At 64.2% G+C, this 11,680-nt stretch carries 18 protein-coding genes; 7 read left to right on the top strand and 11 right to left on the bottom strand.

Translation table 11 applies throughout. The annotated features are described in order from the left end of the window. Window positions 1-74: 74 nt before the first annotated feature. Both AC1DW9_RS31430 and AC1DW9_RS31425 read left to right on the top strand, forming a co-directional pair. Window positions 75-458 carry a hypothetical protein gene (locus AC1DW9_RS31430; protein WP_476776965.1) on the top strand — a complete coding sequence of 128 codons (384 nt, stop codon included), beginning with the start codon at window positions 75-77 and terminating at the stop codon, window positions 456-458. A gap of 5 nt (window positions 459-463) precedes the next feature. Further along, window positions 464-1,150 (top strand): SOS response-associated peptidase, encoded by a 687-nt coding sequence (locus AC1DW9_RS31425; protein WP_476776966.1) that lies wholly within the window; start codon window positions 464-466, stop codon window positions 1,148-1,150. Here the strand turns inward: AC1DW9_RS31425 and AC1DW9_RS31420 are convergent. The 8 genes from AC1DW9_RS31420 to AC1DW9_RS31385 form a co-directional block, all read right to left on the bottom strand. Next, window positions 1,147-1,347, bottom strand: a complete 201-nt coding sequence (locus tag AC1DW9_RS31420; protein WP_476776967.1) for a hypothetical protein — start codon at window positions 1,345-1,347, stop codon at window positions 1,147-1,149. The genes AC1DW9_RS31425 and AC1DW9_RS31420 overlap by 4 nt on opposite strands. A gap of 160 nt (window positions 1,348-1,507) precedes the next feature. Then, complete coding sequence (locus AC1DW9_RS31415) at window positions 1,508-2,398, bottom strand: hypothetical protein (RefSeq protein WP_476776968.1); 891 nt, start codon at window positions 2,396-2,398, stop codon at window positions 1,508-1,510. Then, complete coding sequence (locus AC1DW9_RS31410) at window positions 2,395-2,742, bottom strand: DUF4406 domain-containing protein (RefSeq protein ID WP_476776969.1); 348 nt, start codon at window positions 2,740-2,742, stop codon at window positions 2,395-2,397. Before AC1DW9_RS31410 ends, AC1DW9_RS31415 begins: the two co-directional genes overlap by 4 nt. Next, on the bottom strand, window positions 2,742-3,218 hold the full coding sequence (locus AC1DW9_RS31405; protein ID WP_476776970.1) for a hypothetical protein: 477 nt from the start codon (window positions 3,216-3,218) through the stop codon (window positions 2,742-2,744). Before AC1DW9_RS31405 ends, AC1DW9_RS31410 begins: the two co-directional genes overlap by 1 nt. Then, complete coding sequence (locus tag AC1DW9_RS31400) at window positions 3,215-3,472, bottom strand: hypothetical protein (RefSeq protein WP_476776971.1); 258 nt, start codon at window positions 3,470-3,472, stop codon at window positions 3,215-3,217. The genes AC1DW9_RS31405 and AC1DW9_RS31400 overlap by 4 nt, the downstream gene beginning before the upstream one ends. Further along, entirely contained in the window at window positions 3,469-3,696 is a 228-nt protein-coding gene (locus AC1DW9_RS31395) for a hypothetical protein (RefSeq protein ID WP_476776972.1), read from the bottom strand. Before AC1DW9_RS31395 ends, AC1DW9_RS31400 begins: the two co-directional genes overlap by 4 nt. Beyond that, window positions 3,689-4,372, bottom strand: coding sequence for a hypothetical protein (locus tag AC1DW9_RS31390; RefSeq protein WP_476776973.1), 684 nt, complete (start codon window positions 4,370-4,372; stop codon window positions 3,689-3,691). Before AC1DW9_RS31390 ends, AC1DW9_RS31395 begins: the two co-directional genes overlap by 8 nt. Then, entirely contained in the window at window positions 4,365-4,874 is a 510-nt protein-coding gene (locus AC1DW9_RS31385) for a DNA N-6-adenine-methyltransferase (RefSeq protein WP_476776974.1), read from the bottom strand. The genes AC1DW9_RS31390 and AC1DW9_RS31385 overlap by 8 nt, the downstream gene beginning before the upstream one ends. A 353-nt stretch (window positions 4,875-5,227) precedes the next feature. On the opposite strand from AC1DW9_RS31385, the gene AC1DW9_RS31380 reads away from it, so the two are divergent. Next, window positions 5,228-5,497 carry a hypothetical protein gene (locus AC1DW9_RS31380; protein ID WP_476776975.1) on the top strand — a complete coding sequence of 90 codons (270 nt, stop codon included), beginning with the start codon at window positions 5,228-5,230 and terminating at the stop codon, window positions 5,495-5,497. A gap of 804 nt (window positions 5,498-6,301) precedes the next feature. On the opposite strand, the gene AC1DW9_RS31375 is transcribed toward AC1DW9_RS31380, so the two are convergent. From AC1DW9_RS31375 to AC1DW9_RS31365, 3 genes are all read right to left on the bottom strand, one after another. Next, on the bottom strand, window positions 6,302-6,568 hold the full coding sequence (locus tag AC1DW9_RS31375) for a hypothetical protein (protein WP_476776976.1): 267 nt from the start codon (window positions 6,566-6,568) through the stop codon (window positions 6,302-6,304). Window positions 6,569-6,741: 173 nt separating this feature from the next. Beyond that, complete coding sequence (locus tag AC1DW9_RS31370; RefSeq protein ID WP_476776977.1) at window positions 6,742-7,569, bottom strand: hypothetical protein; 828 nt, start codon at window positions 7,567-7,569, stop codon at window positions 6,742-6,744. Between the two features lie 266 nt (window positions 7,570-7,835). Next, window positions 7,836-8,465, bottom strand: a complete 630-nt coding sequence (locus AC1DW9_RS31365) for a 2OG-Fe(II) oxygenase (RefSeq protein ID WP_476776978.1) — start codon at window positions 8,463-8,465, stop codon at window positions 7,836-7,838. 461 nt (window positions 8,466-8,926) lie between these two features. Between AC1DW9_RS31365 and AC1DW9_RS31360 the strand changes: the two genes are divergently transcribed. The 4 genes from AC1DW9_RS31360 to AC1DW9_RS31345 are packed head-to-tail and all read left to right on the top strand — an operon-like array spanning window position 8,927 to window position 11,610. After that, window positions 8,927-9,883 (top strand): metallophosphoesterase family protein, encoded by a 957-nt coding sequence (locus AC1DW9_RS31360; protein ID WP_476776979.1) that lies wholly within the window; start codon window positions 8,927-8,929, stop codon window positions 9,881-9,883. A 37-nt stretch (window positions 9,884-9,920) separates the two neighbouring features. Next, window positions 9,921-10,256: a cupredoxin domain-containing protein gene (locus AC1DW9_RS31355; RefSeq protein ID WP_441493058.1), complete on the top strand. Its 336-nt coding sequence runs from the start codon at window positions 9,921-9,923 to the stop codon at window positions 10,254-10,256. 39 nt (window positions 10,257-10,295) lie between these two features. Then, window positions 10,296-10,838: a sigma-70 family RNA polymerase sigma factor gene (locus AC1DW9_RS31350; protein ID WP_476776980.1), complete on the top strand. Its 543-nt coding sequence runs from the start codon at window positions 10,296-10,298 to the stop codon at window positions 10,836-10,838. Then, the gene (locus AC1DW9_RS31345; protein ID WP_476776981.1) at window positions 10,825-11,610 is read left to right on the top strand and encodes an anti-sigma factor family protein; all 786 of its coding nucleotides are present in this window, start codon (window positions 10,825-10,827) and stop codon (window positions 11,608-11,610) included. The genes AC1DW9_RS31350 and AC1DW9_RS31345 overlap by 14 nt, the downstream gene beginning before the upstream one ends. Window positions 11,611-11,680: the final 70 nt, after the last annotated feature.

The raw sequence follows: 11,680 nt of genomic DNA, 5'->3' as shown, positions 1-11,680 counted from the left end.
TAGCTTGACTCCTTGGGGTGCTTGGATGTTCTAATTTTGTTCTCATTCGAGCGCGAGTCAAATGTCATCTTCCGATGTCGATCAGGCCCACCATTCCGCCGACCCTGGAGACGGATCTCCGGCACGATCCGTGGATCGTGCTTCGCTTTCGCTGCGATTACTGCAAGCGCTGGGCAGACGGGGGCCTGGCGGCCTGTGCGGAGAAATTCGGCGCCGGCACGACGCTGGGCGAGCTACTCGAGATGTTCAGGGGGCGGTGCGCCTGGCGGGCGGAAATCCGCAAGCCGCAGAAGTACGGGTTCAAGTGCGGGGGCTATTGTCTGGACGTTGGGAAGACACGGCCGCCCGATTTCCCGGCGACGATGGGAGGCTTGACCGTGATCGACGACGGGCGGGATGATCTGCTCCCGGCCGAGCCTCGCGAGATCGAGCGGCGGAAACGGATAGGCGAGGAGTAGCGGGAATGTGCGGCAGGTTCAGCCAGGCGTATTCGTGGGAGGAGATTGTCGCATTCAGCCAGCCGCTGATTGTGCCGGCCGAGCGGCCGAACCTGCGAGCTCGCTACAACATCGCGCCGACAACTGAAGTCGACATCATCGTTCGGGATGGGGAAGGCAATCGCGTCCTCAGGAAAGCGCGCTGGGGCCTGATCCCGGGCTGGTGGAAGAAGAAGGCGAACGAGTCGGGCGCGACCTTCAACGCGCGGATCGAGACGGTCGATTCCAGCGCCATGTTCCGATCGGCCTATGTGAAGCGCCGATGCATCATCCCGGCGAGCGGCTTCTACGAATGGACCGGCGAGAAGGGCGACAAGACCCCGCATTTCATCAACGCGGCCGATGGCGGCCTGCTCGGTTTCGCCGGCTTGTGGGAGGCCTGGACCAATCCAGAGACCGGCGAGGGGATCGTTACCTGCACGATCATCACGCGCGACGCGAACAAATGGATGTCGGAGATCCACAACCGAATGCCGGCAACGCTGCTGCCGCGGGACTTCGAAGCCTGGCTTGATGGGTCGGGCGGCAAAGAGCTGCTGATGCAGCCGCCGCAGGAGCTGCGCGAGTGGATCGTATCGCAGCGGATGAACAAGACCGGGGTAGGGGATGACGACCCGGCGACCGCGGAGGCGTTCAAGGAGACGCTGTTTTAGCCCAGGTTGCCCGCCCTCATGCCTTCTTTTGGTAGGCATCCGCGGCAGCCCTGCTGGCTCGCCTTCGCCGCATCGATCCGTTTGCGGCGTTCCTCGCGGCGGCCCGCGATCTCTTCAGGCGTCGATTGCGTCGGCGGGAATGACCTCGCCAGTTCGGCGATGTTCTCCGCTTTGTTCAGGGCGGTGATTCCGCTCATGACCGTCTAAAGCCTCAATAGGTCGCGCACGATCGCGTAACGCGCGGCCCGCATGCGAATGGTAACGAGATCATCCTCGTCGTCATCTACCTTGGACTCCCTGAACGCTTCCTTCATGAGGGGCTTCAGGGCGGCGGCTTGAACAGCCGCGACCAGAGGCTCATGCCTTCTCTCCCGAGCGGATGGCGGCGGGCTGGATGAGAGCGAACACCGCAGCGGCGAGGACATCCATTGGGGCGGATGACCGGTCCGGCCAGTAGCCCTGCTTCGCAAGAGCGGCGTCGCGTTCGGCGCGATACTCTGTCTGCGCCTTTACCATTGCGGCCTGGATCTCCTCCACCCCCGGAGCAATCGCCCCCGGCGGGGAGGCGGAGAGGGCGGCGCAAACCTCTTCGGCAATGCTGTCGACGAAAGAGGCCGCTGCATCCTCGGGGTTGACGTACTCGGCCGCTTCGCACCCCTTCACGATGATATCGCCGTTTGGCCGGCCGTTGACCTCGTCGGCACAAGCCCTGCGGATTGCAGCCTTGACCGCCTCGATCTCCCCGGCGGGCGCGGCTGGGATAGCTTGTACCGGCATCGCGCCGAACAGCCAGCAGTTCCAGTTCATGGTTGCGCGCGCCCAGAACTCGCGGGCCTCAGCTTCATCGGTAAAGACGGCGTCTCCGCGATCGGCGTCATCGAAGCGCACGATGAAATGGCGCTCGTTCTGCCGGTCGCCGGGCTGGCACCATTGCGCGCCCTTGGCGATCGAAGGCGTCGTCGGGGGCTCGGCGGGCGCGGCTGGGGCAGGGTGGGCGTAGAGGGGTGTCTCGGTATAGCCGGCCGCTTTGTCGGCATCGGTTAGGCGTGTGGTCTCGTAGGAAACGACGCCGAACCTCGGATGCTCGTGCCGCCAAGCCACAGCCTCTCCCGGCGTGCGCGAGAGAGCGGCGAGCGCTGCGTCTGCGCGTGCCAGAATGGCGTTGATGTCGTCATGGAGGTTCCCGTTCTGCAAGCGGACAATCGCGGTCAGATCGCGGACCAGCGCCTGGATGTCAGCCGTCGTCATGAGCAAACGTCCTCCGGCACGCGGGTGAGGGCCGCTTCCCAATGCGTCCATTCGATGATGTCGAGCGAGCAGTTCTCAGCCAGACCGTGTTCGGTTGTTGCGCCCTTCGACTTTTGCCAGCCGGGTAACAGGACGATCGTGTCAGCCTCGTTGCAGATGAAGGCGCAATATTCCGCGAACGCCTTCCGCTTCGGGAATGTTGGCTCCGTCCAGGTGAATTCGCGCGGATTGTAGACGCGATGGCCCATTCCCCGCAGGCAGCCGGCCACCCGCATGAACAGAGGGTGGTTCTTCTCAGGCATTCCCGAGATGGGTCCGCTCAGATAGATTGTTCGGGTCCCCATCACTTCCCTCCGTTCGCGGACAGGGCAGAGGGGGAGGTCATGGCGCGGGGCTTCAGGTCGTCGGGGGCGTCCGCGCGACCGATATAGAAGCCGTCCGTGTAACCCTGGCTGTTGCCCTTGACCGGCCACTCCTCGGAGACGGCGACGTTCAAGCCGTCTACGCCGCGGTCCTTTTGAATGCCGGCGACCCAGAGCGGCACCCGAGCCCATTCCCCGTACTTCCTCAGCACCTCGTCGGTCACTTCGACCGGGTCGCCAACGCGCGGCTGCCAGCCATCCCCGACCGTCCCCGCGATCTCAGCGGCCGGTGAGGTGGCGGAGAGGTAGGCCGCGACCGCAACACCAACGCTGTCGCGCCATTCGATCTTGACCTCCTCCGGCTCGCGGTCCCAGCCGACGTACGAGCATCCCTTGCGGTCGCCTTCGTATTCGTAGGAGCGCTGTGCCGCGTGCTCCAAAGCCTTGCTGTCGATCATGTCGGTTCTCCGGTGAGGGCGCGGGGATCGGGGATGATGTTCGATGAGACGAAGTCGGCTCCCCGCTCGCGAGCTATGTGGTAATTTCGAAGCAGCCATTTCTCTTCGTCGGTGGGCGCGATCAGCACGTCGATGCCGTTGACGTTGATCTTGACCCAGCAGCCGACCCGTCGCGCGACCCCGCAGGCGTCGATAATCGTGCGGTCTACGTCCTGACCTGCGAAGCCCCCCAGCTTCAGCATCACCGCGCTCATGACGCGTCACCTTCTGAGAGCGCACGGCGGCCGGCGGGTGTGACGCGGTAGCGGTAGGCTGCAAAGCTGTCGGCATCCTTCTTGTCGATTAAGCCTGCGCCGTGGAGTTGCTGGAGCGACCAGTTCCAAGGGTCGTAGCGTCGCATCCCATCTGGTTGGTCGGCGATCTCTTGCAGCACCCTCCGCCCCCAATCCGTAAGAGGCGCCTTCGTCAGATCAGTCATTGCTGTCTCCTGTGAGGGCGCGGGCGCGGCGGAAGTCGCCAACCGTGATCCTGCGTTGCTGCTCGAAGGCAGGGTCTTTGTCGGGCCAGCGCGCGACGTAGACGACGTGGTGACCGGGCTTGTACTCTGCGAGCAGCCCGAACTCGTCTCGCCACTCTTCGAACGATTGAGCAGCCTCAGCGAACGGCTTCAGCACCCCCTCCAGCTCGGCAACTCGCGCGGTGGCGGTGGTGGCGAGGGCTTCGGCGGCTTCGCACTCGTCAACCATTGCCGCGAACGGGTCGGTTGCGTCGCTGACCGCGATGTACTGCTTGACCTTCTCGATCTTGGCCAATGCCCCCTCCGCAGCCGCCAGCCGGGCGCGGAGGTCGTCGATAAGGGCGAGGAGAGAGCCGACGCGTGCGGGCGAGCAGCGGGCGACCCAATCCGCATTCGACGTTTCGAGATCCGCGCCACGGCCATCTTCCCACGCGGCAAGGCGATGGTCATTCCACTTCCCGTCCTTGCCATTGTTGTTATGGAACGTGCAGACCGTTGACCAACTATCGCCGGTCAAAACCTGCATGCCGAATCTGGATGGGTTCCAAGGCCCCGGCGTCACGCCTTCCATGGCAGCCCGCCATTCGGCCAGCACCGCGTCCTCGCTGATAGCGCTCTCGGGGGTGGCGTCAGTCATGGGCCGCCGCTCCTTGTTGGGGGGAGGGGGTGGCCAGGATGCCGAAGCCGGATGCCGCGGCCCTCTCAAGGGCTTGGCGAGCAGTCGAGCCTTTGGCCCAAAGGGCGGTGCCATTCGACGGTGACTTGCCGGCGGTCCCGTCAGGCCGGATGAACCGAAGCTTCCGGGTGAATAGGACGAGATCAGCGCGGCGCCACGCGTCCATGAACCACGGTGCGGACGTACGATCAGGTGTTAGGGCGATCCCGTCCCCATGGTCGAAGAACTTGGTTAGCCCCGGGGCCAAGGCATTCCGGCCGCCGAAGGGAGGGTTCATCCAGACGAAGCCGCTCCACGGATATTTCAGGCTGTGCGCGAAGATGTAGTTCTTGGCGGGGACGCGGCAGAGCGAGAAGTCGCCGGGCGCGGCAACATCCAGATCAAACGTGCAACCGAGCGCGTCAAAAACCTCGGGCGGCGTGTACCACTCATCCGAGCCGCCGGGCGTATCCCAGTAGCTCATGGCGCCACCTCGCGGAGGGGTGAACGGGGCGAGAAAGGTTTGCGAGCCGGATCGTAACCCGTTGATCCGATTGAGGTCGATTTTAGAGGTTTGCGAACCCTAAACCGTTGATTAACCTCAGTTCTGGCGCTCCAGCTCTGGGCACCATTCCCCCTCCAAGGGGGTGATCAGCAAAGAAAACGCGCTCCACCGAAAGCCCATCTCCCCGACGACGGTGAACGGGAGCGACCTATCGGGCCTGAAGACGCTCGTCGCATGGGCCGTAGCAAATCATTGCGTCCTCACGAACCCTACCCTCGGAGTGACAGTCGCCCCGGGTGGACCTCAAGCCTCCAATGCGGAATGCTCGGCGCATGGCTCGAATCATTGCTGCCACGTTGCTCTTTCTCGCAGCTCTCGGGATCGCCCAGGTGACTCTCGCTGCCGGTGCCTGCCGCCCCACGCGCGACGGCAAGGATCGCATTGAGATCACAGGTGGCTGCCCAAGCGGCTACTACGTGCGGGGGGCGTGCTGTGAATCCTTCAATGCCATCTCTCCACAGGCACAGCCGAATGCCAGCAGCGCGAAGACCTGCCCGGCCGGCACCGTGTTAAAGCTTGGGGTCTGTGTCGCCGGCCAGTGATCGGACTGGGGGCTAGCGCGGAGCGGACCTTGCAGCCTGTTCCCTATCGGGAGGGGCGGGGGCCAGTTTGCCGCGGCACAGGAGTAGCCGAGGGGCGTGGAGAATACGCGCGCCTGCAGAGTTCGTTTCCGGCGGTTGTGGAGCCCGTTCGCGGCAGACAGACCCGGTACGCACCTGCAGGGTCGGGGCGCGTCGGCGGAACGGAGGGGCGCAAGCTGGCATCGGCACAATGGTTGCTGAATCGTTATCGATGCAACCATTGGATGTCTTTGAATGATACAGGAGGCGCCGAAATCGTACGCGGGCCCCGCTTTGCCGGGCCAACGTGCGATGCTGAGAAGAGTTACAAGTGCCGTCGCTGGAGGAACCTGGGCTTTCGCATTGCTTGTTCCGCTCGAAAGCCGGGCCGACTGGCAGGTCACGACGCGATATTATGACGGCGGCAAGACCACGACTTATCGTCAAATTCGTCCAAGCAACTTCGCCATCAACTCTCTCCCGGACGGGCCGGCTCCCGCAAATGATTGTCCTGGCCTCGCCTTTGAGGTCCTGAACCCGAATCTCGGGGAAGCTCGCTGCGTCGGGCGCGTCAGATCGAACAGGGAGCGTTGATACGCCCCAACCGTCGCAAAGCATGACTTCAACAGAGTGGGCCGGTCGATTTGTCTTTCCGCGCGACCGGCCTTCGCGCGCCGGCCCGCGGACGCTGTCCAGCTCAACACCTGCATCAAGCCCTTCAGGAGCTGGCGAGGTGGCAGCTTGGGTTCCAACGGTGGCGCATCGGCAGGGGGCTACGGAGTTGCTCTATGGTTCCGGTGAGATGGTCTGCCTGAAGATGACAATGGACGTGATGGCAAGCGCCAGCCAAAACCCCCATCCGATCAAGATCGCAACATCGCCGCTGAGGACTGTGCGGCCGCTCACGCGCCAATAGAGGGAGAAGGGGCGTCTTCCGTAGTCACCGATCGCGAGCCTGCCCAGCGTTAGGCCGCGAATGAGCACCTTACCCGTCAGGTAGCCGATGATCTGAAGAAAGAACTCGGCTACCAGATTGAGCATCGCATCCAGCACGATTTCCCCCCTCCCAGCTATGGACTTCCGCTTCCGGCAGCTGAGAGGGCCGAAAACCCTCCCGGCCACACCGTGCCGGCTCTCTTCGTATGGCTCTGTGCGTCGCTGCTGACGGCTGCAGGCGCCCGCAACCCGCTGGCCGGGCCAAACATCCAGCTTGCGAAATGAACGCTTCAGTGTCGCGGCTCGCTGCCGCCCTTCAGCTCCACTTCAAATCGCAAGAGCTGGTCGAACAGCGGCGCCTTTCGGACGTCATCATCGAGCCCGCCATCGGGCCTCTTCTCCGATCGTCGGCTCTCGAGTAGCCCGAGCCATGACAGCGGCCGGAGCACCCGCGTCGTCAGGGCGAACTCGGGAAAGTCGGGAGCGATCGGGTCCCCGATGGTCTCCATGATCGTGCAGGCCGGCATCAGGTCCTTCGCATGGGACCAGCCATGCGCCGTCACCGACAGGCTCCACAGGATCACGCCCATGTGGTGCTGGGGCCAGAACTCCAGCGGGTTCCGGTCGAAGTCCTGGAGGTTCACCTTCCAGAATGTCGCTTCGAACAGCGCGGCCAGCAGCGCCGGGGCGGCCTGGGGTGCCAGCATGGCCTTGCCTGCCTTGCTCGCCTTCAGGACCCCCGAACGTTTCCGCAGGAGCCGGGCCGCCTGCAGCACGATCCGTGTGAACAGGACCCCGTAGGCATCGTGCTCGTTGATGACCTTGTTCGTCGCGAGCGTGGTGGCCTTGTCGTATCCCGGCCACTCCGTCCGGTCGAAGACGTGCCGGACATCGGCCCGCTTCAGGGCGCCCGCAGGGGTGAGGACCAGTCCGCCCGTCTCCACGGCAAGCGCCAGCAGGAGCCTCGCGGCGATAACCATGGGAGCCTGAAGCGCGACCTCGACCGAGACGTCATCGGGCGTGAGGCGAACAGCCTGCGGGACTCTGCCGGGAGGCTCAAGGAGCGCCTTGAGGGAGGACGGCTGAAGATGGGCCCAAGCGGGGGGAAGGTCTGTCACGGGGAGAGCGTAGGCGGGCCGGAGCGATTGCTCAACATTGCGCTTCGCTGGAGATGCGGGCCTCGGCGGGTGACACAGGTCGATGACAATAGGTCATGCCGGATGGCTTATCGAGGCTTTGATTTGATCGCGAATTTGGCGCCGACGCCCTATGGGCCATGGGCGCCATGCGCTCTGTTTCGGCTTTCGGTCGGTCATCGCGATGGCCCGCGCAAGGCCGGCGCAAAATCTGCGCCGGTCTGCCGAGTGGGCCTTCCACATGGAATCTAGCGGCCGAAGATGCTCTTGAAGAACTTCGCGACCGTGTTTCTGCTCTTCTTGCGCTCGAGTTCGGATGCGTCGGTGATCCACGCCGTCTGAACGACACGCCGCTCGCCCGCGAAGGGCTTGTGGCCGTGCCAGGAGTTGTCGGAGCGCAGGAAGCCGAAAACGGCGCCCATCGTCGGAGGCACCTCGCAGGCGAAGGGCTCGAAATTCGTGCCGTCATAGAGCACGCGCAACCGGCCTTCCGAAGCCGGGGACCAGTCGTCGTTCAGATAGAGCAGCACGGTCATGACCTTGCTCGGGCCATCGGTGTGAATGCGGCCGTCCTTGGCCTGCGAGAGCTTTCGCACAGTGGTCAGGCGCGGAAAGGCGTGGAGGTCTTTTCCAAAGCGCTGCGAAAGCACCTCGGTGAGGTCCGGGCTCTCCATTTCATCGATCAGCTGCTTAAAGCTTCCCGCCAGCTCGATATCGTCGACGGTCAGATAGCCAGGCTTCGTAATGGTCGGGTAATCCCGACGTATATCGGGGATGGCCTCAGGCCTGAGAAAGTTCTCACCAAGGAAATGCGGATAAGGCTGCAGTGAGAACGCACTGTCGCGGATCGCATCTGCATTGAGTAGCTGGAGAGCCATAGCCGTGGTCCCTTAGTAAATTACATTCGGTAATTTCGACCGGTGGTAGACATGTAAGAGCTGCTGACCGTGCCTGCGCGCGCTGGAGAAGGAGCCAAGGCTTGCAGACAGGAATCGAGCAGCCGAAATCGTATCTTATCCATACATGCGAGCCTCCACGATGCAAGATTGCTTGCATCGTCCACGGCGAAACCGTTCGGCGGGCGAGAATTCGCATTGTGTCGGCGCTGCGATTGCAGGAGGCGAGGCCCGCCTTCTGCTTCGTTCCGGCCCATTATCCCAGGCAATGACATCAGGGTGCGCGAACCCCTCCTGCATCCCGTGCGCATTCGGGCCTCGCGCATGCCGCGGACGCCGTTGCGCAAAGCCGATGACGAAAATTCGCAGGTTCGGGAATAAACGGCGCTGCAGAGCTGTCTCCTCAATGAACGCAGCGTGGTTGCGTTCCTGGGAGATCGACCATGACACATCATCGGATCGACAATGGGCGGCCTGACACCACCCGCCGCGAGACGCTCGAATGCATGATCTGGGCCGGAACCGGCGTGCTTTGGACGGTTGCGAGCGGGGTGCCGGTCTCGCTGGGCCTGCTCGGCAAGGCCGAGGCGGCAGAAGCGGTCACCAAGGGGTTCACCTTCCTGCAGATATCCGACAGCCATGTCGGCTTCGACAAGGCCGCGAACCCGCATGCTCTCGACACGCTCACCGAGGCCATCGCCCAGATCGGGGCGCTCCCGGCCAAGCCCGCCTTCATGATCCACACGGGCGACATCACGCATCTCTCCACGGCCGCTCAATTCGATGATGCGGCGCGTGTCATCGGCGGCGCGAGGCTCGACGTTCACTACGTGCCTGGCGAACATGACGTGATCGACGAGGGGAACGGACAGGCCTATTCGGAGCGGTACGGCAAGGGCAAGCAGGGCGCCGGATGGTATTCCTTCGACGAAGGCGGCGTGCATTTCATCGGCCTGGTCAACGTCGTGAACCTCAAGGCCGGCGGGCTCGGCCAGCTCGGGCCGGAGCAGCTGAAATGGCTCGCCGACGATTTGCGCGGCCGCAGCGCCTCGGCTCCCATCGTGGTCTTCGCGCATATCCCGCTCTGGACGGTCTATGCCGATTGGGGCTGGGGCACCGCCGACAGCACGCAGGCGCTTGCGCTGCTCAAGCCCTTCGGGTCCGTCACCATCCTCAACGGCCATATCCACCAGATCATGCAGAAGGTGGAAGGCAATGTGACCTTTCACACTGCAAGGTCCACGGCCTTTCCGCAGCCGGCGCCGGGGACCGCCTCCTCGCCCGGTCCCCTGACCGTCCCGGCTGGCGAGTTGCGCAAGTTCCTCGGCATTACGAGCGTCGCCATTCGCCCGGGCGCAAACGATCTGGCGATCATCGACAGCACGCTCGCGCGCGGCTGAACGAGGGATGGCGTAACCGTGCAATCGGGAGAGCGACATGACTTGCAGGCACAGGCCCCTCTGGGCTGCGGGCGCGATCATCGTCCTGTCGGTCCTCGCCGCATCCCGTCCCGCGGGGGCGGAGGAGGCGCTGGTGAGGATCTCCAACTTCGCTTTCGTTCCGCCGGACCTCACCGTGAAAGCCGGAACGACGGTCACGTTCCGGAACGAGGATGACGAACCGCATCTGGTTGTCGCGGGTGACGGCTCGTTCAGATCCCGCGCGCTCGATACGAAGGACAGTTTCGCGTATGATTTCACCCTGCCGGGGGAGTTTTCGTATTTCTGCAGCCTTCATCCGCATATGCAGGGAAAGATCCGCGTTTCCCGCTGATCGGACCTTGTGGCCGGGTGTCCAGACGGCGAGCCGACAGTGGCAGCAAGCGGCGACCCTTCCGCCGAACGGTTTCGCGAGGTGGTGTTGCCCCATCTTGCGGATGCGCTGGCCTTCGCCCGCTGGCTCACGGGCAATGCACATGATGCAGAAGACGTCGTCCAGGAGGCTTGCCTTCGCGCCTATGCCGGGATCGGAACCTATGCAGGCGGCAGCGCTCGCGCCTGGCTTCTCGCGATCGTGCGCAATGCCTGTCACACATGGCTCGCCAGGAATCGCGGGCCGATGCTCGTGCCGCTCGACGAGGTCACGGATGCGGATCTCCTGGCTTCTGGCCCATCAGGCGATGACGATGCGGAGGCGGCCATGATCGCCCGCGCCGACGCGGCAGAGATCGAAGCGGCGATTGCAGCGCTGCCCCAGCCGTTCCGCGAGGTTCTCGTGCTGCGCGATATCAATGGGCTGGGCTATCGCGAGATCGCCGATCTGATTTCGGCGCCGATTGGCACCGTCATGTCCCGCCTGTCGCGAGCCCGCACGATCCTGATCCGCCAGCTTGGGGGACGCAATGACCGAGCGTGACGGCCAGCCCATCGATCCAGGCGAAGCGCGGCTGCTTCTGCACGCTCTCGTCGATGGCGAACTCGATGCGGCCAGTGCATCTGCGCTCGAGCGCCGCCTCGCAACCGATCCGCCCCTCGCGGCGGAAAGGGCGCGGATCGTTGCCCTGCGCAGCGCGATGCGGCAGCTGCCCCGGCCGGAGCCCAGTGCCGAGCTGCGCAAGCGTGTCATTGCGATCGGCGCCGATGCATCGGCGCGGCCGGCTCGCAGTTTCGATTGGCGCGCACTGGCCGCAACCGCTCTGATCGCCAGCCTGCTGGCCGGGGGCGGAACCTATTGGGGCGTGTCGAGAGTGGCGCCGGAGGATATGGCGGGCGACATCGCCAGCAGTCACCGCCGGGCCCTCATCGCACCCACTCCGGTCGACATGGCCTCGTCCGATCGACACCAGGTCAAGCCATGGCTTGACGCCAAGATCGGCCTGTCTCCGCCGGCCGACGACTTTGCTCGGGATGGTTTTCCCCTCGTCGGCGCACGCATCGATGTCATCGGCAATCACGTCGCGCCGACCCTCGTCTACCGCCACAATGAGCATCTGATCTCGGTCGTCGCCTTGCCGCGCGCTGTCTCGTCCCAGCCGCCCGCCGGGCCCAGCGGCAGCTCGGCACGGGGGTTTTCACTGGTGACCTGGGAGGATCGCGCCTTCACCTATTGGGCGATCTCCGATCTGGAGCGGGCGGAGCTCGATGCCTTCGTGCGGCTGTTCCAGGCGCGCGCCGCCGAAAAGGGGTGACCACCGGCATCGCTCACCGCTTCCGAGGTGATGGTCCCGAGCTCTTCCGGCGCGTAACCTTGGGCATTCG

The organism is Allobosea sp. P4_E12, from assembly GCF_056401655.1.
The sequence above is the reverse complement of the archived record's forward strand: the minus strand, read 5'-3'. Positions and strand labels throughout refer to the sequence as shown.